Below are 25147 nucleotides of genomic sequence, written 5' to 3'. Positions count from 1 at the left end.
GGTTGGCGGATACTTGTCATCATCATTTGTGTTTTTTGCTATTTTGGTCTGCGGGATTTATTCTTCAAATCACTTTTTATAAAAAGCCATCTCATTGAGATGGCTTTGTTGATCTAATAAGGCTTCAGGATGTTGTAAGATGACAGAATTGTCATATTGAACACAGGTGAAGTATATCTCTATTCTAATTTCTATTTAAAAGCTTCGATAGATTTATTAATGGCATCAATCTGACGGTTAATTGTAGGGCTGTTAGGATTGTTTTTCAGCACCTCCATTTTCTTGTTCAGCCCGTCTTTCAGCATTTGGCTGATCATCATTTTGATCTGCGGGTTGTCCGGCATTTGAGATTTAGCCTGAACCAAAACTTTGGTTACTTTCTCTGTTGCTTCCAGGTTGTCGGATGACATAATCCAGTTGTATCCTTCCTCTGCAGATTTACCAAGTGCAGGATCCTGAAACTTGATAAAAGGGTAGAAGGCAACAGTTGTCCCGATAGCCGGCATTTGTTTTTCGATTTTATTCTTGACAATGAGCGGAAGCAGTTTCGACATCAGATCTTCCGATGCGCCATTCAAATCAATTTTATCCAAAGATGCTGCTGCTTTGGAAGGATCCAGTTCAGCTATTCCCGCTAATGAAGCCCCTTTTACGGCATTAGAAACGGCATTCAGTCCTTTTTCGTAAACCAGACTGTACTTGGCATTTTTAGTTTTTGCCAAAGCTGAGATCGCGGCTGCCTGAACCAAAGTTTTCGGATCATTTGAAGCTAATTTTTCAACTTCTACAGTTAAAGCTTTTGCCTGGTCAGGGATTGTCAGATCAATTTGCTCCAATGCCTGCTCTCTGATTCTGAAGAATGGATCTTTCAGCGCTGCAGCCAGCAACTTGATTCCGGCAGGATTTTTTGCAGTGTCTTCTTTGATGGTGCTCAGAGCGATAGATTTGCTTTTATATTCTTTTGATCCTGTGAATTGGAGAAGGCTTTGCTCCGGTGTTTTGGTATCGGTAATATCTGCAACCAGAATTCCGTCCGCATTGATATTAATCAAATCAGGTGTTTTAGAAGAATCAAAAGTGAAGGTGTTTTTTGCTTTTGCATCTACCCAAACATTGAAACGCTTTGGTTTTCCATTATCATACACATCAATGGCTAAAGGAAACTCGAAAGGCTGATCCTGGGACTGGTTGATGACAACAGTAACTTGTTTTTTAACAGGCTCGAAGGTTGAAGTATAAGTCAGTTTTGGATGCCCGCTTCCGAAATACCATTGATTGAAAAACCAATTCAGATCTTTTCCCGATACCTTCTCGAATGATAATCTTAATTGATGAGCTTCGGCATTCTGATATTCGTAGGTTTTAAGATAATCATTCATCCCGGCAAAAAATGCATCATCACCCAGATAATTTCTCAACATATGAAGAATCCCGCCACCTTTCTGATAAGTAACCAGATCGAAAACATCTTCACGGGAAGCGTAATTAAATCTCACCAAATCCTTTTTGAAATCTCCCGGGTTATGGATGTAATGATTCACATCTTCCATTTGATGGTAATCAGCCTGGTCTTTTCCATATTTGTATTCGTTCCAGAGATATTCTGAGTAATTGGCAAATGATTCATTAACCGTCAAATTACTCCAGCTTTCTGCTGTTACCAAATCTCCGAACCAATGGTGAAACAACTCGTGAGCAATAGTGTCCTCCCATTTATTTTCATCGATTAACTGTCCTGGCTTCTGCAAAATATCACTTCCGTGGAGTGTTGCAGTTGTATTCTCCATAGCGCCGGAAACATAATCTCTTCCGGAGATTTGCGCATATTTTGCCCAAGGATAATCGTAACCTAATTTCTTAGAAAAGAATTCAATCATCTCTGGCGTGTTGCCATAGATTTGTTTTGCATAAGGTTCATATTCTTTCTCGATGTAATAATCTACAGGAATATTTCGCCATTTGTCCTTTACGATTGCATATTCCCCAACGCCCATAAAGAAAAGGTAGGTTGAATGTCTCTTGTCCATTACCCAATGGTCCGTTCTCATATTTCCTGATTCCTTTTGAGAATCTTTCAGAATTCCGTTGGAAAGTGTAACGTATTTATCAGGAACGGTCATATAGATTTCCTGTGTAGTTTTCTGGTTGGATTTGTCAATGGTCGGAAACCAGGCAGATGAAGATTCGGTTTCTCCCTGAGTCCAGATTTGTGTTGGCTTATCCGGATCTTTGCCTTGCGCATTGATGAAGTAAAGACCTTTTGCGTCACTGATTGCCAGGCTTCCTTCCTGTTTTACCTCATTGGGACGGGCAGTGTATTTGATATAAACAGTGTAATCCTGATTTTTTTGATAAGTTTTATCAAGCGTGATTTTCAGAACATCGTTTTTATAATCGAATTTAAGTGGTGACTTAGAACCATTTTTGTCCAAAGCCACTTCATGGATCAACATTCCTTTTGCATCAAGAACCAATTCGTTGGTTGCATAAAAGAAAGGACTTGCTGTCAGCCATTCTTCACCGTTCATCTGTTCTTTCTGATAATCGAAACTGACTTTGAGTTTGGTATGTTTCAGTTCTGTCGTTTTGGTGTGTGTTGCTCTGTAAGGAACAGTTCTGCCGGAAGTTTCTGTCTGTGCAAAAGCAACATTGGAATTAAAAATTGCACCTAAGAAAAGTGCCGCGATGAATATTTTTTTCATTCTTACGAATTTTTATATCAATGTTTATTTTAAGTGTTATAAGTACTTGATTTTAAAGAATTGTTACAAAAAAAGTGGGGAAATCCCACTTGGTTTTTATATCGCCACCGGCGCTTTAATCCCCGGATGCGGGTCATAATTCTCCAAAGTAAAATCTTCAAAATCAAAATCGAAAATATCTTTGATGTCCGGATTCAGTTTCATTGTGGGTAAAGGTCTTGTTTCTCTGGAAAGTTGTTTCTGAACCTGCTCAAAATGATTATTGTAAATATGAACATCGCCAAAAGTATGAACATAATCGCCAACTTCCAATCCTGTAACTTGCGCAACCATCATTAATAAGAGCGCATAACTTGCAATATTGAAAGGAACGCCTAAGAAAACATCAGCACTTCTTTGGTAAAGTTGAAGCGACAATTTTCCATCTGCTACATAAAACTGAAACAAGGCATGACAGGGTGCCAAAGCCATATTCGGGATCTCAGCAGCATTCCAGGCGGAAACGATTAACCTGCGGGAATCCGGATTTTTTTTAATTTGCTCAATCACTTCAGAAAACTGGTCAACCACTTTTCCGTCGGCACCGTTCCAGCTTCTCCATTGTGCGCCGTAAACCGGCCCAAGATCTCCGTTTTCATCTGCCCATTCGTCCCAAATAGAAACACCGTTGTCTTTCAGATATTTGATGTTCGTATCACCTTTGATGAACCAAAGTAATTCATAAATAATAGATTTCAAATGAACCTTTTTAGTTGTTACCAAAGGAAATCCTTTCGATAGATCATAACGTAACTGGTAGCCAAAAACGCTGCGTGTTCCGGTTCCGGTTCTGTCGGTCTTATCAGTTCCGTTATCTAAAATATGCTGAAGTAGATCTAGGTAGTTTTGCATTGTGAGCTATAATTATGTGTTACAAAATACGGAAAATTTTAGCAAATATTTTCAATTTTTTGATTGATGTTATTGATTGAAAAGGTTTCGTTTTTTCTTTTTCCATTCATTGCTTTCGCTAATGGAGATTCCGGAGAAATGCAAATGATTTTTTGATTTTCAAAAGTAATTTCGCCTAAAGAAACTGAGATAAAAAACAAACCTCTTTCTGTTTTTACAATGGCTACTTTTTCAGCTTTGTCAGAAATTTTCACAGGAATGGTTTTTAGAAAATCCTGTTGCTTCAAAACTTCATTAAGCTGAACCTGTAGGTTGTTGATTTCCTGCTGTAGCATTTCTCTTCCTGTTTCGTACTTGTCGCCCATCGAACTTTTTGTGTCGTTGTTAGAAGCTCGGGTTTCAGCAATCAGTTTTTCGAAATTTTGGATTTTTTCGGAAAGTTTTTGATTGATTAGTTTAATTAGTTCTGTCTTATTCATATCAAACCAAATTTAATCCTAATTTTTCCGCTTCAGCAATCACAAAATCTCTCGCTTCATTTTTATCATTTTTAATTTCTCCTTCAAGAATCGCTTCTTTTACTTTTTCTTTTAAAATTCCTATCTCTCTTCCTGGTTTCAGATTAAACATTTCCATAATCTCTTCTCCGGAAATGGGTGGCTGGAAATTCCTGACCTGGTCTTTTTCTTCCACTTCCTTTATCTTTTGTGCAACGTATTCGAAATTCTTTTTGAAGCGAGCCTGTTTAGAATAGTTTTTTGTCGTGATGTCCGATTTACAAAGCGTGAAAAGATCTTCCATATCTTCTCCGGAATCAAAAAGCAATCTTCTCAATGCAGAATCAGAAGCATCATCCGTAATCAAGGCAATGGGTCTGGCGTGCATTCTTACCAATTTCTCTACATATTTTTGTTCTGCTCCTAGTGGCAGTTTCAGTCGTTTGAAAATAGATTTTATCATTTTTGAACCCACAAATTCGTGACCGTGAAATGTCCAGCCTGTTCCTTCTACAAACTTTTTGGTCGGTGCTTTTCCAATATCGTGAAGCAATGCTGACCAACGAAGCCAAAGCTTATCTGTATTTTCCGAAATATTGTCAACGACTTCTAATGTGTGATAAAAATTATCTTTATGTGTTTGTCCGTCGATGTCTTCGATGCCTTTAAGAGCAACCAATTCCGGGAGAATATAATTCAGAAGCCCGGTTTCTTCCAATAGTTTCAACCCTTTTGAAGGTCTGTCGGAAAGCATTATTTTGTTGAACTCAACCATAACACGTTCCATCGAAACGATTTTCATTCGCTCTGCTTCTTCTTTAATAGCTTTTAGAGAATTGTCTTCAATATCGAAATCCAATGTAGTTGCAAATCTGATGGCTCTCATCATTCTCAAAGGGTCATCGGAATAAGTTTGATGAGGTTCCAGCGGTGTTCTCAGGGTTTTGTTGGACAAATCCTGCATTCCACCAAATGGATCAATCAATTCACCGAAATTATCTTTGTTAAGAGAAATCGCCATCGCATTAATGGTAAAATCTCTGCGTTTCTGATCGTCTTCCAAAGTTCCGGTTTCGACAGATGGCTTCCTGGAATCCTCGCTGTAACTTTCTTTTCTTGCGCCAACAAATTCCAACTCTAGCTCTTTGTAACGAAACATTGCCGTTCCATAAGTTTTGAAAACCGCCACTTTTGTTTTTGGGTCAATCTCTTTGGCGATACTTTCAGCGAGTTCTATACCGCTGGATTCTGTAACGAAATCGATGTCGGTTGATGCTTTTCTTTTCATCAGAAGATCCCTTACGAATCCGCCTACTGCGAAAACAGACTGTCCGTTTCTGTCGGACACTTCAGAAATAATTTTGAAAAGTTTGAGGTTTTTATTTTGGTTGAGGTTGATAAACATTTTATTAGTTCAAAAATGAGTATTTAAACGCAAAGTCCGCAAAGATTCATTTAAACTACTAACTGCTTTTAAGTACGCAAAGCCGTTTTACTTAGCAAATAATGTAATTGGAGTTCTTGTTTTATTATTTGTTGCAAAGATAATTCTTTTGGGAAAAGTTTCTACTATGCGAAGCTGCGTAAGCGATAGAAGCGGTTATCCTTTTTTGTCGACTTGCGAGCCGACGAAAAAGATATGAGCGGATGGCGCAGTCTTCATATTTTTTGATTTGGAAAAGCTGCTGGGAAAAATATGTAGATACGCCCCAAATTTTTGAAAATCAAGACTTTTTGTCTTTTGATTTCGTTTGAAAAGCTAAGAATCAGACATTTTGCTATGAAAAAAGATGCGGTATTCTTTTTGTGATTATGGTCAATACAAAAAGTAGTTTTTTTTCATAGTTTATTTTTCCGGCGGATGGTCTTGCAAAAGGTCATCCGCCGGTTTTTTTATTCGCGGAGGATTTTGATTTGGTTATTGTTCCAGACTTTGATAACGGATGAGCCGGAAAACTCCGAAACCTTGTCATGAAAATCTTCTACAATATAATCAACTGCACTCTTGATTTCGTATGAGATATCGCTGAATTTCATCGGCGACTTTTGTCCGCTGAGATTAGCCGATGTTGAAACGAGAGGTTTGTTAAGTTTTGAAATCAGTTTTTTGCAGTAATCGTTTTTCACAATCCGTATGCCTACGCTTCCGTCCTCGGCCAATAATTCTTTAGGAAGATTCTTGGGATTTTCGTAAACAATGGTTACCGGTTTCTCACTAAGATCGATGATTTGCCAGGCCATTTCCGGAACATCTACCAGATCTTGTAATCTTTTCTCAGACTCTACTAAGATAATAAGGGATTTATTGGGTTCTCTTTTCTTGATGTCGAATATCTTTTTGATAGCTTCCGGATTGGTCGCATCACAGCCGATTCCCCAGATGGTGTCAGTCGGGTAAAGTATGGTTCCGCCACATTGTAAAGTTTCTATTGCCTGAGTTAAGTCCATTTAAGTTCAAATTTTGGTAAAAATCAAATATGAATAACTATTAAAGTTCTTAATGTATTGATTTTCATTGGTCTATTAAGTTTTAATAAAATTGGCAGATAAATTTATCTATTGCAAATTTAACAATAAATGAACAGATTTTTAAAAAGTATTAACCTGTTAAAGTTGATTTAACATAATTCGGTATTTCGTAATGCTTAATTAAAGAATATTTAAAAATTCTTATACATTCGGATTGCTTTTCATATCATTTCTTTGGCAACGAAGAAAAAAGAAAAGTAAAAATGAAAGTAAAAACAATAAGCATCAGTGCTTTGTTTCTTTGTATGCCGATGTCTCTTTTATTGGCACAAAACACTCAGGATACTCTGAAAGGTGAAAAGAAAATCGACGAAGTTAAGATCATCGGTAACACAAAAAAAAGCAGCGAGTCGAATATCATCCAGGCTCAGAAAAAATCTGTTGAAGTGATTGAGCGGGTAGGAGCAGCTCAGTTATCCAAACAAGGTGTCGGAGATGTGGCAACTGCTGTTACAAAAGCTACGGGGACACTGAAACAGGAAGGAAGCGGGCAAATCTTTGTTAGAGGTCTTGGAGATCGTTACAACGGGACTACTTTGAACAGCATGGAGATTCCGTCAGAAAACCCGGAATTTAAAAACATGGATCTTGAGATTTTTAAAACTTCCATGATTGAGTATGTTTCGCTTGATAAGGTTTATAATCCAAGATTCTCTGGTGATTTTGGTGGAGCTAATATTGATATTGTTTCAAAAACGCATGTTGGAAAACCTTATTTCAATGTAGGGATCGGAAGCTCGATTAATCTTCAGACTTTTGATAAAGGGAATTTTAAATTACAGGATGGTGGGCCTGGATTTTTTGGATTTAAGGAAACTACCTATAGAAAAGGAAATCCTAATGTTCAATATCCTTTCTCTACAAAATGGAATTTTAAAAATGCACAGAATCCATTTGATTCTAATATGAATTTTGAAGGCGGTGTTACCCTTGGAAAATTGGCTTTTTTTGGATATGTAGGCTTTGATAATTCATATGAATATAGCGATGGAAAAGAAGGATTTTATTTTGCAGACGGAACGCCTAATAAAAAATTCGATAATGTTCAGCGTTCTGATTATAAAACCAATACGACAGCATTGCTTAATGTCGATTATAAACTGAATAGTAATAACAAATTAAAATTCACCACCAATTACATTCACTCTTCTCAGCAGGAGGCTAAGATCTATCAGGGCTATTCTTATGATGTTGATAAAAATGTTATCATCAACAGAGGGGATAACAAATTGACCGATACTTGGGTCAATCAGCTATTCGGGAATCACAAAATTGGCGAAACGTGGGTTGCTGATTGGGGATTAGGTTTTAATATATTGAACAGCAAAAGACCGGATCGTTTACAGAACACGATCAATGGGGAAACCAACGAGCTTCTTGCAAGCAGCGCAATCAGCAATCACAGATATTTTGATGAATTGAAGGACAAAACAGCTTTAGCTCATATTTATATCACCAAAAGCTTCGGAGATAGGTATAAGCTGATTTTTGGTTACGACGGGTCTTACAAAGACAGGCAATTTGAACAGACAACTTTGGGGATGAATTTTAATTTGTCCATACCTGTAGATCCACAAGATATAGATGCTTATATTAATTCCTACAATAATGGCTTGTTTGTTTATAATGTTCAAAAAAGCGGATATAGTATAAAAAGAAATATTCAGTCTGGTTTTGCAAATTTAGATATCAGATTTTCGGATAAGTTTGTATTGCAGGCTGGTGCCAGGTTTGACTATATCAATTTTGATAACGCCTGGAATGACATTCTTGATACCAATAAAAAAACAAAGCAGTACAACAAATTCTTACCGGCGATTAATGCTAAATACAGCATTAATGACAGACAGAATTTAAGATTTGCAGCATCAAAAACTTATACACTTCCACAGCCGAAAGAGCTTATCCCGATAGCTTATTATGATGTTACGACAAACATTTATGGTAATCCTTATTTATATCCGTCTGATAATTATAATGCGGATTTGAAATGGGAGCTTTTCCCAAAAGCAGGCGAAATAATCTCTGTGACGGCCTTTGGGAAATATATTCAGAACCCTATTGCCAGAAGTACTTACGCATCTGCAGCGCCTAGTGATATGACATATTTCAATATTGCAAACTGGGGTTACATCTTCGGTGCAGAAGCAGAGATCAGAAAAGATATCTACAAATGGAATAATTCCAAAATATATGCTTTCCTGAACGGGACATATATGCATTCTCAACAACAGCTTAAAACGCCTGATGAGATAGCGGCGGAAAATAACGGGAAAACATTGGAGTACAGTGGACAGACCAAAGATGACGTACAAGGTGTTGCGGATTTCTTAGCAAATGCTAATATAGGCTATAACTACAAATGGAACGGGAACAATACCCTGGACCTTGTAGTGTCTTATTCCCGTGTCGGTAAAAACCTGTATGCTATTGGAACCAATAATGGAGGTAATTTTTATGAATTACCAAAAGATATTCTGGATATCAATTTAAACCTTACTCTTAAACAAATTAATGTTGGGATTACTGCAAAAAATTTGTTAAACCCGCATGCTAAAATTGAGCAAACTAACAATGCCGGAACATTTACCCACAAAGATTATACAAATGGAAGGCAGATAGGTGTTAGCCTAACATACAAACTCTAATCAATAAACAATTTAATTTAAATCTAAAATAAAATGAAAAGAACATTTTTAAAAGCGATCCTTGGTTTGTCAATGGTAGCTTCAACAACAGTATTTGTAGTTTCTTGTAGTAATAATGATGATGAAATCATTGACAATACATCGTCAGTTGACCCTAATAATTTTAAAGGGGATATCACGGGTAATGTCACGCTTGATCCGTCCAAAACGTATACGATTACAGGCAAAGTAGCGGTCAAAGCTGGAGCATCACTTACAATCCCGGCAGGAACAAAATTTCAGGTTACTGCAGGAGAGCTTAACAGTGACGGGACTGTTAAGACAGTTAGTTATCTTATAGTAGAAAGAGGGGCTAAGATTTATATCAATGGAACGGCTTCTCAACCGGTAGTTTTCGAGGGAACTACTCATAAGCAGGGACATTGGGGAGGTATTGTTGTTCTTGGAAACGCACCTTCCAACAGAAGTGCTGCCGGAACTTCTACTTCAGAACTTGGAGAGCTTACTTATGGTGGAACAGATAAAACAGATAATTCAGGAAGCATTACGTATCTGGTGATCAAGGATTCTGGCTACAAGTATAATCCGGAAAAAGAATTCAATGGTCTTTCATTGTTTGGTGTAGGTAGTGGAACAAAGGTTTCTTATGTATATGTTACCAATGGGGCAGATGACGGTGTAGAGATGTTTGGTGGCAACGTCAACGTAGATCACATTCTTGTTACAGGAGTAGGTGATGATTCTTTTGACTGGACAGAAAGCTGGAGCGGATCTGTAAACTATATCTATGCTGCAAGAATGAAACAGTTTATGGATGCTGCAGAACCGGGTAACAGAGGAATAGAAGCGGACAGCCAGGATACTGATGCTAATACTACAAACGGTGCAAACGGTGGGGTGTCAAATCCAACAGTTACAAATGCAACTTTCATCGGTAACACCAAAGGTGCGGAATCTCAGGGAATGAAGATCAGAGCAGGATCTGCAGGTAAATTTGATAATGTAGTTTTGGCTAATTTCTCTACAGGATTAGATTTTGAAACCGATAGAACGTACACATGGTTCAAAAGTGGCGCTTATCTTAACAATATTCGTTTTGTTAATATTGGTACCGAATGGAAAGCAAAAGCGACTACAGCTAACCCAACACCGGACATGTCAACTGTATATGTCAAAAGCACAACTGCAACAGGAGCCGGTAATGGTACAGCTCTGCCGGATTGGGCAAAAGGTTGGACTGGACTTACCGCTTTTGACGTTGCAGATGCTGGAAACTAATCTGTCTTTTCTAGAAAATTTCTTTTTTCTTCATATCAAATCAAAAATTTTTGAACCTGCAGATCTTCTGCAGGTTTTTTTGAAATAAAGTCTGTATTACGGTGGACATTTCTGTAATCTCGGTCTCAGTTCTGAAGATATAGTTTTATATTGCATTAATTTAGTTTTAACTTTCTGCAGTTTTGTTATATATTATTACAATATATTTTTCATTTATAGCGATGTGATTTTATATTATTTCAATCTAGTTTTATATTCTCACAGTATAGTCTTATCTTGTTTTAACAAAATTTTCTATGGTTACCAAATAGTTTTCTGTTCTTTCTATACTGTTTTCTATTATTACACTTTAAGAATGATATTTTTGAAATTTAGTGTAAACTTGCAATAGAGTTTTCCAATATTAAAAAAACATTTCCCGAAATTTGCAATCAACAATCAACAATCAACAATCAACAATCAACATGAACATCATTCTGGCATCCACATCCACACTCTTTGGCGGACAATATTTAGAATATCTCAGACCGCAGCTCGGGAATCTCTTTGATGGAATTGATGAATTGATATTCATTCCATTTGCAAGACCGGGCGGGATCTCACATGATGATTATACCGCAAAAGCAAGACAATTTTTCTCGTCCATCAGTATCAGTGTCAGAGGTCTTCACGAATTCACCAATAAAGAGGAAGCTGTGAATTCAGCACAAGCTTTTTTTACAGGCGGAGGTAATACCTTTCTTTTAGTGAAAACTTTGCACGAGTTAGGATTGATGGATGTCCTTAAACAAAATATAGAATCAGGAAAACCATACTTAGGTTGCAGCGCAGGAAGCAACATCGGAGGCATCAATATGAAAACAACCAATGATATGCCTATCGTTTATCCGCCAAGCTTTGACTGTATGGGGCTTGTTCCTTTCAATATTAACCCGCATTACCTGGACCCGAATCCTGAGATCAGACACAACGGAGAAACCAGAGAAACCAGGATCAAAGAATTTCTCACCCAGAATGATATCAAGGTTATAGGACTCAGAGAGGGCAATTGGATCAGAAGAATTAATAATAAAATAACAGTGGAAGGTTCAGAATTGACGAGGATTTTTGAAAAAGGAAAAGAACCTTACGAAATAACATCCGGAACCGAACTATAAATTAAATCAATGAAAAAAGTTGTTCTCTTTCCGTTGATCATCTTCGCTCAGTTCTATATTGCACAGGCAAAATTTGAGATTAAAGACGGTTCTAAAAGATTTGATGTACAGATGTCTGTTAAAAGCTGTGAAGGCGATACCTGCAGTGGAGAAGGCATAATCAAATTAATTGATAAAAGATCGAAACAGATTTTTCAGACATTGACATCGGAAGATCTTTATTTTTATCTCAATCAGAACCAGAAACCAAGCGTCAACATCATTCAGCTTTACAATGAGCAGAGTCCTTTGATTTTTGATGATTTCAATTTTGATGGTTCGGAAGATCTTGCGATCAGGAATGGAAACCAAAGCGGCTATGGTGGACCGTCTTATGATGTTTATGTTTACAATTCCACCAGGAAACAATTTGTTCTTAGTAATGAATTAACGGCTTTAGCTTACGAGAATCTAGGAATGTTCCAAACAGATCACAAAAGAAAAAGAATTATAACTTTTGCCAAATCTGGATGTTGCTGGCATATCACAACAGAATATACGGTTGTTCCGAAGAAAGGCCTGCAGAAAGTTTACGAAATGGAAGAAGATGCAATGGATGGAGAATATGTAACAGTCACAACCCGAAATCTCATAAACAATAAATGGGTAAGTCAATCGAAAAAATATAAAATCAAAGATTATTACAAAGAATAATGAAAATACAGAAAGAAATAGATTTCATCCTCGCAGTCGATGCCTTGAAAAACGTTCAGAGAAGAAATTATAATGCTGATGACTCCAGAAGAGAAAACACGGCAGAACACAGCTGGCAGATTATCATTCTGGCTCAGATCCTTTTTCCCTATGCAAAAAACAATGCAGAAATCGATTTATTGAGAGTCATCAGGATGTTGTCAGTTCATGATTTGGTAGAAATTGATGCCGGCGATACTTTTCTTTTTGATGAAGAAGGAATGAAGGGTAAATTCGAAAGAGAAAAATTGGCTGCAAAAAAAATTTTCGGTATTTTGGATCAACCGGTCGCCGAAGAATTTTATAACCTCTGGATCGAGTTTGAAGAAGAAACAACACCGGACGCCATTTTTGCTTGTGCGATCGACAGGATTATGCCTTTTATTCTCAACTCATATACATCGGGTAAAAGCTGGACAGAGGCTGCTGTTACGGAGAGACAGGTAAGAAATATGCTGGAAAATGCAATTTGCCGGGCATCGGATGATATGGCAGAATGCTTTCATCATTTGATTTCTAAATGTATTGATGCGAAAAAACTAATAATAGAGCAAGAATAGATATCATATAAACAAAAAATGCTTCCAAATTTGGAAGCATTTTTTTATAAATATTTTAATTACTTAGTAGCTGGTGCCTGAGTTGCAGGAGCATTATTTGTAGGCGTTTTTACCGGAGCTTCAGTTTTTACCGGCGTTGGCATTGTTGGAGCTGGCTGTGAAGGTTTTCCCGTAAGGATAATGCTTAACAAAATCAAAACTACAATAGTTGTTCCAAGTGTCCAGGTTGCTTTTTCCATAAAATCATTGGTTCTTTGTACCCCGAATGTAGCAGAAGAAGCTCCCCCGAACGTTCCGGAAAGACCGCCGCCTTTTGGATTTTGCGCCATGATGATGATAACTAATAAAATGCTAGCAATGATAATTAGAATCATAAACAGCGTAAATATTGTGCTCATAGTATCGTCTTAAATAATAATTTTGAAGCGCAAATATATGGATTATAAATCAATAAACGAAAACTTATTTTTTAATAAATTTCACAACATTCGTTTCATTGCTTAGTGATTTTAGTTTGATGAAGTAAACCCCTGCTTTCAAATTGCTAATATCAATTTTAGATGAATTGAAATCTTTGCTTACAACCATTTTTCCTGACTCATCGATGATTTCGTAAGCAACAAAATTCTTGTCGGATTCGATATTCACATAATCCTGAACTGGATTAGGGAAAATCTTTACAATCGCCACTTTTTTTGAAGGACCATTGACAGCCAGTAAGCAAGCCGGCGGATTAGAAATTGGTCCTGCAGAATAATCATAGAAAACAGCATTTTCGGTTTCTAACGAATAATATAAATAATTAGTATTAGGAGATCCACTAATGTAATTACAATTGTTAAACTCAACATAAGCCTTATTAAAAGCATAACTTGTTTTGTACCAACCCTCACAAGCAGCCGTCATCTGATTACCCGGAGGAAAAAAATCGATTGTCACAATTGGATCAATGAAATTCATGTAAGAACAGACATTGGTCCAGTTCGTTGGTGGTTTGAAATAAACCGTTTTTTGCGGAAGATTCTCAAATTGACCAAATGTCAATTGAAAAAAAGTGATTAAGGAAAAGAGTAAAAGTTTTTTCATAGAATTAGTTTTTTGCTTATCCTCAAATTTACATAATAATTTAATAACTTCGTCCGAGTTTTTTCAAAATCAATTACTTATATAATGAAATTAAAAAAGATTCTTGCTGTAGCAATCGCAGCGCCTTTTATGATGAACGCACAACAGGTAATGACACCGGAAATCATGTGGACACTTAACCGCTTAGGTGTTCAGTCCGTTTCTCCGGACAATTCTTCTCTGATTTATAAAATCAGCAAAACCGACCTTAAAACCGAAAAATCCAATTCAGAAGCTTTCTGGCTTGATGTTTCCGGAAAATCTGTCAAAATTGATTTAGGAAAGAAAAACCTGATCCAATGGGACAAAAACGGAATTTATGCACTTGAGAATAATAAGATTTTTCAATCCAAAGATTCCGGAAAAACTTGGACAGAATTCTACAATATAGGAGAAGTTGATAACATTGTGATTTCTCCTGACGGTAAAAAAATAGCTTTTAGCAAGGCAGTAAAAGTTCAAGATGTTTTAGGAAAAGATAAATATAAAGATCTGCCAAAAACAACGGCTCAAATCTATACAGACCTGAATCATCGTCATTGGGACGCCTGGAACGAAGGTTCTTACAATCACGTTTTTGTGGCTAATGTTTCAGAATCCGCGGACAAAGCAAAAGATCTGTTGGAAGGGAAAGCTTTTGATTCGCCTCAGAAACCATTTGGTGGCGCCGAGGATTTTGTCTGGAGTCCGGATTCTTCGGAATTGCTTTATGTGACAAAGGAAAAATCTGGTGCAGAATATGCTCAAAGTACCAATACAGATATTTTCGCATATAATCTGGCTTCCGGAAAAAGTACGAATTTAACTGAAGGAATGATGGGTTACGATGTGAATCCGAAATTCAGTAATGATGGAAAATTCCTGCTTTGGAATTCAATGGAAAGGGACGGTTACGAAGCAGACAAAAACGATATCATCATTATGGATTGGAAATCCAAAGCTAAAACCAATCTTACCAAAACCTGGGACGAAAGTGTAACCGGCGATGTAAAATGGGCTTCGGATTCAAAATTGATTTATTTTACTTCAGCTTTCCGAGGAACAAAACAGTTGTTTTCTGTTGATGTCAAAACCAAAACCGTAAAACAATTGACGAAAGGAGATTTTGACATTAATGATGTTGTTTTGGAGAACAAAGGAAAACTTTGGGTTACAAAAACCGATATCAATCATAATGCGGATTTGTTTGAAGTTGATTTGAAAAGTTCAGTTTTGAAACAGATTACAGATATTAATAAAGATAATTACTCAAAATTAGTTCAAGGAAAATCGGAACTGAAAATGGTGAAAACCACCGACGGGAAAGAAATGGGCGTTTGGTTCCATTATCCACCAAATTTTGATCCGAATAAAAAATATCCAACGTTGGTTTATTGTCAAGGTGGACCACAATCGGCACTAACCCAATTTTTCTCCACAAGATGGAATTTCGCTTTGATGGCAGCAAACGGTTACATAGTAGTGGCGCCGAACAGAAGAGGAATGCCAGGTTGGGGCGTTAAATGGAATGAACAAATCAGTGGCGATTGGGGTGGACAACCGATCAAAGATTACTTGTCAGCAACAGATTTTGCAAAAACTTTACCTTATGTCGATGGAAATAGAGTAGCGGCTGTTGGTGCGAGTTATGGCGGATATTCTGTGTTCATGCTAGCTGGCGTTCACGAGAACAGATTCAAGACATTTATCGCGCATGACGGATTATTTGATATGAAATCCTGGTACGGAACGACAGAGGAACTTTGGTTTGCTAACTGGGATTTGGGAGGGAATTATTGGTCAAAACCAACGCCTAAAGCTTATTCAGATTTCAATCCGAGCAATTTTGTGGACAAATGGAACAAGCCTATTATGGTTATCCAAGGCGGAATAGATTTCCGCGTTCCTTATGAGCAAGGTCAGGAAGCTTTTCAGGCTGCAAAACTGAAAGGCCTTAAAACAAAATTCCTTTATTTCCCGAACGAAAACCATTGGGTTCTACATCCGCAAAACGGTTTGGTTTGGCAGAGAGAATTCTTTGACTGGCTGAAGGAGACTTTATAGATTGAAACCCCTTCAGAGTTTCAAACTCTGAAGGGGTTTTTTGTGACTTTGCTATAAAAATTGTTCAATCTTAACAGCCCAATCAGCTTTCCAATCTTGATTCTTTTCCAATTTTAAAATCCCAAATTTCTCTGTCAGTTCCTGATTATGATTTTCCAGATCTGCAATTCCTTGCCAAGGTTCCAGGCAAACGAAATCCGCATTTTTTGCTGCCCAAATTCCGAAATAGGGGAAATTAGAAAAAGTAAAAGTAATCTTATGATGATTCTTTTTGTTTCTTAGAATCAATTCCCGGCTTTTCATGTTTGTCATTACCAAAGCATCTTTTGCGAATAACTCGTAAGATAAAGGAAGTGTTTTATTAGAAAGTTTAATGGTTTGCGTTTCATTGCTGATCAGGTTATCAACTAAAGGATGGATTTCCAGTTTTTCATCATCAGAAAAAGCGATTTCATAATCGTTATAATTTAATCCATTTTCTGTGTCGATTGCAAATCCCGGATGCGCTCCAAGAGAAAAATACATTTCTTTTTGAGAAAGGTTTTTGACATTGTAAGAAACTGTCAGTTTATTTTCTGTCAAAGTATATTTGATTTCCAGACTGAATTCAAAAGGATAGATTTTCAAAGATTCTTCATCAGAATTTAATTCAAAAACAACTTCATTTTCAGAAAATCCTTTCACTTCAAAAACTCTTCTTCTTGCAAAACCATGACGCGGCAATTCATAAGTTTGACCTTCAAAAATGTATTTGTCATCTTTCAAAGCGCCAACTGTTGGAAAAAGGACAGGACTTTGACCACCCCAGAAATCAGGATTGCCTTCCCACATTATTTCATCTTCGTTTTCGAGATTGATGAGTGAAATCAATTCTGCACCCAATTCATTAAGTGTGGCTTTAAGTCTATTATTTTGAATCGTTATCATTTTGTTAATTTATTCTAATACAAATATCAGTATTAATCTTGGAATTTTTGATCTGATATCTAATGTCTAAAATCTAACGCCTGATTTTATATAATAAATTCCTAAATTGCCGTTTTATAAGCAATAATGAAAGGATTTAATTTTCTGAAACGTATCAATAGCTGGGTCGTATATTTTATATTGACTGCTATTGTTTTTGGAATTGCAATTTCTTCTTTCCTGATGATTGATCAGCTTCGTAAACAGGAGATTCAGAAAATCAATCTTATTGGTACAGCTCTTAAAGCATACACAGATGATGATATTTCTGCTGATCCTAAAATTCAGGAGTTGTATCTTGCTGTAATGCAGGATAATACAAATCTGCCGATTGTTGTTACTGATAAAAACAAGACGCCAATATTCCAAGCCAATATCCCGGCAGAAATAGAACAGGATACTTTGAAATTAAAGAATCTGATTCGGAAAATGGAGAATTCTTACGATCCATTCGTTGTAGAATTACCGTCAGGTCAAAATCAATATATCTATTATGATAACTCAGATTTACTGAATTATTTCCGTTATTATCCTTATGTCTTAGCATTATTTGTAGGAGCTTATCTGGCTTTTTCCTTCTGGTTTCTCAGAACTTTGAAAAAAACGGATGAAGGCTTTGTTTGGGCTGGTTTGGCGAAAGAAACAGCGCATCAGATCGGAACACCACTTTCATCAATGATTGGTTGGGTTGAGATTATGAAGCTCGAAGATGAAAACAGTTTGGGCGTCAAAGAGCTGGAAATGGATGTCAACCGATTGAAAACCATTTCCGAAAGATTCTCCAAAATTGGTTCTATTCCTGAACTTAATGACCTTGATATCAACGAAACTGTTCAGCAGAATTATGATTACTTGAAGAAGAGAATTTCCACAAGAGTAGAATTTACTCTCAGAAAAACTTATGAGCCAGTTCTCATTCCACATAGCAGAATCCTGATGAGCTGGGTGATTGAGAATCTGGTGAAAAATGCAGTCGATGCAATGAAAGGCGAAGGAAAATTGGAATTGTCTCTTTACAAAAAGAACAAAAATATCTATATCGATGTGACTGATACAGGCAGTGGAATGACTAAAAAGCAGATCAGAAATGCCTTTAAACCAGGATTCTCTACCAAAAAACGTGGCTGGGGATTAGGGCTTTCTTTGACAAAAAGAGTTGTCAGCGAGTATCATAAAGGTGATGTGAGAATTGCCCATTCTGAAGTTGGAAAAGGCACAACTTTCAGAATTATCCTGAGAGAAAATCAGAAATAATATCAACAAAAAAATAAGCTTATCTTTGCAAAATGAATAAAACCACTTTTGCAGATTTCGATTTACCGGAAAAAATTCTTGATGTTTTAGCTGACCTCAATCTTTTTGAACCAACTCCGATTCAAGAAAAGAGTTTGAAACCCATTCTTTCCGGACGTGATGTAATGGGAATTGCACAGACCGGAACCGGGAAAACTTTGGCTTATCTGCTTCCTGTTCTCAAAACCTGGAAATACAACAAAACTGGGAATCCAACGGTTTTGGTTCTCGTTCCGACAAGAGAATTGGTAGTTCAGGTAACGGAAGTTCTTGAAAAACTGACGGAAAATATCACTGCAAGAGTTATCGGAGTTTATGGTGGAAAGAATATCAATACACAGAAATTGCTGTTTAATGACGGATGTGATATTCTGGTTGGAACACCAGGTCGTGTCATGGATTTGTCGATTGATAATGCCATTTCCTTGAAAGAAGTAAGCAAATTAATCATCGATGAGTTTGACGAAATGTTGAATCTTGGCTTCCGTCCGCAACTGACGCATATCTTCGAAATGATGAAGGAAAAGAGACAGAATATTCTTTTTTCTGCTACAATGACCGAAGCTTTGGATGAAATTTTGAATGAGTATTTTGCTTCTCCAATTGAGATTTCTTTGGTAAGATCAGGTACACCTTTGGAGAAAATTGCACAGACTGCAATTCCTGTAGAAAACTTCAATACAAAACTCAATTTGTTGATTCATCTTCTGAAAACAGAAGACAATCTGGAGAAAATCCTGATTTTTGCCAATAATAAGAAGCACGCCGATTTGATTTTTGATAAATTAGATCACGAATTTCCGGGAGAATTTGGTGTAATTCACTCGAATAAATCTCAGAATTTCAGGTTAAGAGTGATGCAGGAATTCACGAATGAAGAACTTCGTGGTGTGATTACAACGGATATTATGGCGAGAGGTCTTGATATTCCGGATATTTCTCACGTTTTCAATTTTGAAGTTCCTGAAGTTCCTGAACAATACATTCACAGGATCGGTAGAACAGGTCGTGCGGAAAAGGACGGAATCGCAGTAACCTTCTTTACCAAAAAAGAAGAAGCACAACTTTTGGACATCGAATTATTGATGGATAAAGAAATCAACAAAACTGAATTCCCGGAAGAAGTAACTGTTTCGAAAGTCAAAATCGTTTCTGAACAGGATGAAGTAAAAATGAAATTTCTTACTAATGTCAAGCTTAACGAAGGCGAATCTGCTTTCCACGAGAAAAAAGACAAAAATAAGAAAATCAATCTTGGTGGACCGAGTAAACGTAAGGCTCCTAAGAAATTTGGTGCAAACAGAGCGCAGCAAAAAGCGAAATCTAAATCTAAGAGAAAGAAATAAAAAAACGCCTCAGAATTTTCTGAGGCGTTTTTTATTATTTTTTAATATAAATTCTAAGTATTTTATCAGGAGTTCCATCACCGTTTTCATCCATTTTATCATTTACTAAAATTTGCATTTCAGTTTTAGTTAAGGAATAAACATTTTTTATATCATGAGTGATTCCATCTATTTTATAATAAATTGTTTTTTCAGAATCATTATAAATATAATTCATCTCTTCTTGATAAGCAATATTTCCGCATTCTCCCGTTTGCGAATTACGGAAATATTCTCCTATAAAAATTCCATTATTTTTATAAATGTAGTTTGACTTTCTTATACAGTCTGATGCAGGAATTGTATTAGAATAGAGAACCGAACCGTCTTTTCCGGAAATTGTTTTCTGGTCAATGAGTTTCCATGTTCCCACAATTAGTGATTCTGACCTTTCATCATCATCTTTTCGACAAGAAATAATTACTAATGAAATTAAAGCAAATATGAGAAGTTTTTTCACGGTATTAATTTTTCACAAATAAAAAGAAAATTTATCAATGAAGAAAATCAACTCCTGATCCACTTCCAAATCTCCTTTAAAGTCGCTTTATTCCCATACATCAAAATTCCCACTCTGTAGATTTTCGCCGCAATATAAACCATTAATAGGGTAGAAGCAATCAATAGGAAAATCGATAACAAAATCTGCCAAAGCGGCACACCAAACGGAATCCTCGCAATCATCGCAACTGGCGAAGTAAACGGAATAATCGATAACCAAAAAGCCATTGGTCCATCTGGATTATTCATAATAGTGAAACTTCCGTAAAGACCTAACATCAACGGAACAATCGCAAACATCGTGAATTGCTGAGTTTCGGTTTCGTTATCAACAGCACTTCCTATTGCTGCATACATCGAGCTGTAAAAGATGTATCCAAACAAAAAGAAAAATACAAAAACACCAATAATTCCTATATAATTCATATCCAAAAGAATATGAGAAACTTCGGTTGCGATTTGCTGAAAATCCAGGTTTTTCATTAGTTCTTCTTGTCCCGCCGGAATATTTTTCTGCATCGCCGCGAATCCTGTATTAAGGAAAAAAGCTGCAGTTACAGACATCGCAATCCAAATAATAAACTGGGTTAAAGCAACCAAAGTCACACCCAGGATTTTGCCCATCATCAGTTCAAATGGCTTTACAGACGAGATGATGATTTCCACAACACGGTTGTTTTTTTCTTCCAAAACGCTTCTCATCACACGAACACCGTATATAATAATGAACATAAAAACCACGTACATCAATCCAAAACTCAACGCAGTCTTAATTCCGAAAGCCAGGTCACTTTCCGGTCGGTCGCTTTCCGTTACGTTTTGAGAAATGATTTTGAAACTTTTATCAAGATTGACAATTCTGTCTTCAGAGATTCCGAGCATCTTGATTTTTTCTTTTTTCAAAATTTCGCTCAAATCTCTGGAAACCGCACTTTTCGTATCTACACCAATTTTCTTATTGGTTAATAATTTTGTTCCGCTTTCCAATTCATTAAAATTCTTGTCTTTCAGTTCAGGGATGATGAGAATTCCGTCCGAACCTTTTAGTTCTTTCAGATTTTTAACCAATGCATTTTCCGTATTGGTTGGGACAAAAGTGTAAGTAATATCTTTTGTAGATTTTAGTTGGCCGGCAAAGATTCCGCTTTTGTCAACCACTTCGAATTTGTATTCCGCTTCGTTAGCCTTGAACATAAAGCCAATCAAAGCACCAAATCCAATAATCATCAGCGGAGCCAGAAGTGTCAGAATGATAAAAGATTTCTTCTTAACCTGCGTCAGAAATTCTCTTTTCGTTATGAGGAATATATTTTTCATTTATTGTAAAATGTATAAAGTAAAATGTAAAAAGTACAAAGACCATCAACTGTCAACAGACAACAATCAACCACGAACAGCATTAATGAAAACCTCATTCATACTCGGGATTTTCTCATTGAAGGTTCTTATCGTTCCTGTTTTAAGAAGGTCTTGAAGCAAAATATTCTGATTTTCTGTATTTTTCAATTCAAAATTGAAAAGACCATTAGCAGTTCCAAGATTTTTGATTTGATATTTTCTCGTCAGTTCTTCCAGATTTTCAGAATTCACATCTGATAAAACCACAGAAAAAACATTCTGCTTAAATTGTTCCCTAACATCAAAAACTTTCCCGTCCAGAACTTTCTTAGAATTGTTGATAAGCGCTACAAAATCACACATTTCCTCTACACTTTCCATTCTGTGAGTTGATAAGATTATTGTCGTTCCTTCGTTTTTCAGACGAATGATTTGGTCTTTGATGAGGTTCGCATTCACTGGGTCAAATCCTGAAAAAGGCTCATCCAGAATCAATAATTTCGGACGATGCAAAACCGTTACCACAAACTGAATTTTCTGTGCCATTCCTTTGGACAGTTCGCTCAGTTTTTTCTTCCACCATTGGTCGATGTTCAGTTGCTCGAACCAGAATTTAGCCTGCGAAAGTGCTTCCTGTCGGGACATTCCTTTCAGTTCCCCAAAATACAAAAGCTGGTCACCTACCGTCATATTCTTGTAAAGACCACGTTCTTCCGGCATATAACCGATATTTTTGATATGTTCCGGATTCAGTTTTTCGCCATCAATCCAAACATTGCCTTCATCAGCTTGTGTAATTTGATTAATGATTCGGATAAACGATGTTTTTCCGGCGCCATTTGGCCCCAAAAGCCCATAAATACTGGCAGTCGGAACTTCAATCGAAAAGTCCTGAAGCGCAATTTTCTTCCCGGCGTTGTATGTTTTTTTGATATGTTCTGCTTTCAGCATACAGATATTTTTTATTTTTAGGAGCAACAATATTTGTCCTTCGGTTCACTTTATCAGCCCGCTTTCCGTTGCAATCTTTTTCTTTTCTGAAAAGAAAAAGGATTTACACTACAATCGGGGCTATGTTAAGGTTTTGTCTTTCTTCTCAACCGATTTTAAAACCTCACAAAATTAGTTTAAAAAAGACAAAAAAGTTACAGAAAAGATGATAATAGAACTGTTGTTTGTCATTCCGCAGGAATCTAAACAATGTTTGTAGAGATTCCTGCGGAATGAAACAGAAAAATTATTAAGTCTGAGTATCTAATTAATCTTAAATTAGAAAAATTGAATTTTCGTCAATCAAATCTATTATTTCTTTGATAAACGTGAGCGTCTTTGCGGACTTTATAGTTTGAGATTTATAAAAAAAACTTGTGGACTTTGCGTTCAAAATTCCCATAAACAACTATTTTATTTTAAATTTGCCTAAGCCAAAAGCCAACCATATGACTCAAGAATTTTTGGGAAATTCCCAATTCCAGATATCCAATCAACTCGTTTCCGCAAGCTGCCCTTCCAATATTGCACTGATTAAATATTGGGGAAAATACGAAAATCAAATTCCTGCCAATCCAAGTATTAGTTATACTTTGAACCATTGCAGAACCAATACGATCATGGAATTTTTTGCCGGAGAAGATTTTTCGGTGCAAACTTTTTTAGCAGGAAACGAAGAACTAAAATTCGCTGAGAAAATTGAAAAATATTTCAAGAATATCGAGCCATATCTGCCTTGGATTCTGAAAGGAAAATATATCATCAGAACCGAAAATACATTTCCTCACAGTTCAGGAATTGCAAGCTCAGCTTCAGGTTTTGGAGCAATTGCAAAATGTCTGATGAATTTGGATCAACTATTTTCAACCGACAACCATCATCCATCAACCATCAACCAAAAAGCCAGCTTTTTAGCAAGATTAGGAAGCGGAAGTGCTTGCAGAAGTCTTTATGAAGGTTTGGTAGTTTGGGGGGAAACCGAAGAAGTGGAAGGAAGCTCGGATTTGTTTGCTGTTCAATATCCGAATGAGGAAATCCATTCGATTTTCAAAAACTTCAATGATTGGGTTTTGTTGATTCACGAAGGCCAAAAATCTGTTTCTTCAACCGTTGGTCACGGATTAATGAACACCAATCCTTACGCCGAGAGACGTTTCAAGGAAGCTCACGAGAATTTTACCAAACTGAAAACCATTCTCTCATCAGGTGATATGGAAGGTTTCATCAAATTGGTTGAGCACGAAGCTTTGACACTTCACGCAATGATGATGATGAGCGAGCCGGCTTTTATCCTAATGCAAACGGGAACTTTGCAAGTGATTAATAAAATTTGGGAGTTTAGAAGAATTACAGGTTTGTCTTTGTTTTTCACGTTAGACGCAGGAGCGAACGTCCATTTGCTTTTCCCGAATGATATCGACAACGACAGAATCACAGACTTCATCAAAACAGAACTGATTCCCTTGACACAGAAAGGTGGAGTAGTGAAAGATGTGATGAGGTTTTAGATGTTAGAAGTTAAAAAGTGAAAATCTAACGTAATAATAAAACAGTATTTTGTCATTCCGTAGGAATCTAAACTGCCATATTCTTTTGTGTTGGGATTCCTCCGGAATGACAAAATTGTTGATAATAACTATTCTTATTTATGAAAAGACTCACAATATTATTTCTATTAATCATTTCCTTTTTCGGAAATGCACAAACGGTAACCGAACCAAAAAACAATCCTGAAAAATGGTCACAGCCTTATAAACCTTTCAGAATTGTCGGGAATCTGTATTATGTCGGAACTTATGATCTGGCGTCTTATCTCATTGTTACGAATAAAGGAAATATCCTTATCAATACAGGACTGGCCGATTCTTACCCGCAAATCAAAGCAAATATTGAAAAGTTAGGATTCAAATATAAAGACATCAAAATCCTGACTTTGACTCAGGCTCATTTTGACCATATGGGCGCAATGGCTGATATCAAAAAAGAAACGGGCGCAAAACTATATGTAGACAAGGCGGAACTGGCTGAGTTGAAATCCGGTGGGAAATCGGATTACGAGTTGGGGAAATATGGGGTGACTTTTAAGCCATTAACGCCTGATTTTCTCTTGAAAAACAATGACAAAATCAAATTAGGAAATACGACTTTGACTTTGCTTCATCATCCTGGTCACACAAAAGGTTCCTGCAGTTTTATCTTCGAAACCAAAGATAAAGACAGGACTTATAAAGTTTTGATTGCCAATATGCCGTCCATCATCATTGACCACAAATTTTCTGATGTTCACACTTATCCTGAGATTCAAAAAGATTATGCTTACACTTTTGATGCGATGAAAAAGCTGGATTTTGATGTTTGGGTCGCTTCTCATGCCAGTCAATTCGATTTGCACGAGAAACGTAAACCAGGCGATGCTTACAATCCGAAATTGTTTATGGATAAGGAAAATTATTTTAAGTATCTGAAGGAATTGGAAGATGATTATTTAACCAAATTAAAAGAAGAAAATTGA

General features: G+C 36.6%; 21 protein-coding genes. 10 read left to right on the top strand and 11 right to left on the bottom strand.

The annotated features are described in order from the left end of the window. Window positions 1-191: 191 nt before the first annotated feature. The 5 genes from QOL71_RS13835 to QOL71_RS13815 all read right to left on the bottom strand — a co-directional run bounded on the left by QOL71_RS13835 (window position 192) and on the right by QOL71_RS13815 (window position 6538). Window positions 192-2702 (bottom strand): M1 family metallopeptidase, encoded by a 2511-nt coding sequence (locus QOL71_RS13835; RefSeq protein WP_283417504.1) that lies wholly within the window; start codon window positions 2700-2702, stop codon window positions 192-194. A gap of 96 nt (window positions 2703-2798) precedes the next feature. Continuing rightward, on the bottom strand, window positions 2799-3593 hold the full coding sequence (locus QOL71_RS13830; protein ID WP_283417503.1) for a thymidylate synthase: 795 nt from the start codon (window positions 3591-3593) through the stop codon (window positions 2799-2801). Between the two features lie 38 nt (window positions 3594-3631). Further along, the gene (locus QOL71_RS13825) at window positions 3632-4072 is read right to left on the bottom strand and encodes a hypothetical protein (RefSeq protein WP_283417502.1); all 441 of its coding nucleotides are present in this window, start codon (window positions 4070-4072) and stop codon (window positions 3632-3634) included. Window position 4073: 1 nt separating this feature from the next. Beyond that, a complete protein-coding gene (locus QOL71_RS13820) occupies window positions 4074-5495 on the bottom strand; it encodes a CCA tRNA nucleotidyltransferase (RefSeq protein ID WP_283417501.1) in 1422 nt (473 codons plus the stop codon). Between the two features lie 488 nt (window positions 5496-5983). Beyond that, on the bottom strand, window positions 5984-6538 hold the full coding sequence (locus QOL71_RS13815) for an L-threonylcarbamoyladenylate synthase (protein ID WP_283417500.1): 555 nt from the start codon (window positions 6536-6538) through the stop codon (window positions 5984-5986). Window positions 6539-6822: 284 nt separating this feature from the next. On the opposite strand from QOL71_RS13815, the gene QOL71_RS13810 reads away from it, so the two are divergent. The 5 genes from QOL71_RS13810 to QOL71_RS13790 all read left to right on the top strand — a co-directional run bounded on the left by QOL71_RS13810 (window position 6823) and on the right by QOL71_RS13790 (window position 12994). Beyond that, window positions 6823-9267, top strand: a complete 2445-nt coding sequence (locus QOL71_RS13810; protein WP_283417499.1) for a TonB-dependent receptor plug domain-containing protein — start codon at window positions 6823-6825, stop codon at window positions 9265-9267. A gap of 33 nt (window positions 9268-9300) precedes the next feature. Beyond that, complete coding sequence (locus QOL71_RS13805) at window positions 9301-10545, top strand: hypothetical protein (RefSeq protein WP_283417498.1); 1245 nt, start codon at window positions 9301-9303, stop codon at window positions 10543-10545. 464 nt (window positions 10546-11009) lie between these two features. Beyond that, the gene (pepE, locus tag QOL71_RS13800) at window positions 11010-11702 is read left to right on the top strand and encodes a dipeptidase PepE (RefSeq protein WP_283417497.1); all 693 of its coding nucleotides are present in this window, start codon (window positions 11010-11012) and stop codon (window positions 11700-11702) included. A 9-nt stretch (window positions 11703-11711) separates the two neighbouring features. Beyond that, a complete protein-coding gene (locus QOL71_RS13795) occupies window positions 11712-12395 on the top strand; it encodes an XAC2610-related protein (protein WP_283417496.1) in 684 nt (227 codons plus the stop codon). After that, the gene (locus QOL71_RS13790; RefSeq protein ID WP_283417495.1) at window positions 12395-12994 is read left to right on the top strand and encodes an HD domain-containing protein; all 600 of its coding nucleotides are present in this window, start codon (window positions 12395-12397) and stop codon (window positions 12992-12994) included. Before QOL71_RS13795 ends, QOL71_RS13790 begins: the two co-directional genes overlap by 1 nt. A gap of 59 nt (window positions 12995-13053) precedes the next feature. Here QOL71_RS13790 and secG read toward each other — a convergent pair whose 3' ends face one another. Next, window positions 13054-13392: a preprotein translocase subunit SecG gene (gene secG / locus QOL71_RS13785; RefSeq protein WP_283417494.1), complete on the bottom strand. Its 339-nt coding sequence runs from the start codon at window positions 13390-13392 to the stop codon at window positions 13054-13056. A 64-nt stretch (window positions 13393-13456) separates the two neighbouring features. Further along, a complete protein-coding gene (locus QOL71_RS13780) occupies window positions 13457-14080 on the bottom strand; it encodes a T9SS type A sorting domain-containing protein (RefSeq protein ID WP_283417493.1) in 624 nt (207 codons plus the stop codon). Window positions 14081-14164: 84 nt separating this feature from the next. Between QOL71_RS13780 and QOL71_RS13775 the strand changes: the two genes are divergently transcribed. Beyond that, window positions 14165-16162 (top strand): S9 family peptidase, encoded by a 1998-nt coding sequence (locus tag QOL71_RS13775; protein ID WP_283417492.1) that lies wholly within the window; start codon window positions 14165-14167, stop codon window positions 16160-16162. A 51-nt stretch (window positions 16163-16213) separates the two neighbouring features. Here the strand turns inward: QOL71_RS13775 and QOL71_RS13770 are convergent, their stop codons facing one another. After that, window positions 16214-17089, bottom strand: coding sequence for an aldose 1-epimerase family protein (locus tag QOL71_RS13770; protein ID WP_283417491.1), 876 nt, complete (start codon window positions 17087-17089; stop codon window positions 16214-16216). Between the two features lie 126 nt (window positions 17090-17215). Here QOL71_RS13770 and QOL71_RS13765 point away from each other — a divergent pair, with 126 nt between their 5' ends. Then, window positions 17216-18382 carry a sensor histidine kinase gene (locus QOL71_RS13765; protein ID WP_283417490.1) on the top strand — a complete coding sequence of 389 codons (1167 nt, stop codon included), beginning with the start codon at window positions 17216-17218 and terminating at the stop codon, window positions 18380-18382. 32 nt (window positions 18383-18414) lie between these two features. After that, on the top strand, window positions 18415-19767 hold the full coding sequence (locus QOL71_RS13760) for a DEAD/DEAH box helicase (RefSeq protein ID WP_283417489.1): 1353 nt from the start codon (window positions 18415-18417) through the stop codon (window positions 19765-19767). A 34-nt stretch (window positions 19768-19801) separates the two neighbouring features. Here the strand turns inward: QOL71_RS13760 and QOL71_RS13755 are convergent, their stop codons facing one another. The 3 genes from QOL71_RS13755 to QOL71_RS13745 all read right to left on the bottom strand — a co-directional run bounded on the left by QOL71_RS13755 (window position 19802) and on the right by QOL71_RS13745 (window position 22596). Next, entirely contained in the window at window positions 19802-20266 is a 465-nt protein-coding gene (locus QOL71_RS13755) for a lipocalin family protein (RefSeq protein WP_283417488.1), read from the bottom strand. 47 nt (window positions 20267-20313) lie between these two features. After that, entirely contained in the window at window positions 20314-21624 is a 1311-nt protein-coding gene (locus QOL71_RS13750; RefSeq protein ID WP_283417487.1) for an ABC transporter permease, read from the bottom strand. A 66-nt stretch (window positions 21625-21690) separates the two neighbouring features. Next, the gene (locus tag QOL71_RS13745; protein ID WP_283417486.1) at window positions 21691-22596 is read right to left on the bottom strand and encodes an ABC transporter ATP-binding protein; all 906 of its coding nucleotides are present in this window, start codon (window positions 22594-22596) and stop codon (window positions 21691-21693) included. 488 nt (window positions 22597-23084) lie between these two features. On the opposite strand from QOL71_RS13745, the gene QOL71_RS13740 reads away from it, so the two are divergent. Both QOL71_RS13740 and bla read left to right on the top strand, forming a co-directional pair. Continuing rightward, window positions 23085-24143, top strand: a complete 1059-nt coding sequence (locus tag QOL71_RS13740; protein ID WP_283417485.1) for a diphosphomevalonate decarboxylase — start codon at window positions 23085-23087, stop codon at window positions 24141-24143. A gap of 140 nt (window positions 24144-24283) precedes the next feature. Further along, on the top strand, window positions 24284-25147 hold the full coding sequence (gene bla / locus QOL71_RS13735; protein WP_283417484.1) for a subclass B3 metallo-beta-lactamase: 864 nt from the start codon (window positions 24284-24286) through the stop codon (window positions 25145-25147).

The sequence above is a fragment of the Epilithonimonas pallida genome, from assembly GCF_900182975.1.
Taxonomy (GTDB): domain Bacteria; phylum Bacteroidota; class Bacteroidia; order Flavobacteriales; family Weeksellaceae; genus Epilithonimonas; species Epilithonimonas pallida.
This window is presented reverse-complemented; position numbering and strand designations above follow the sequence as displayed.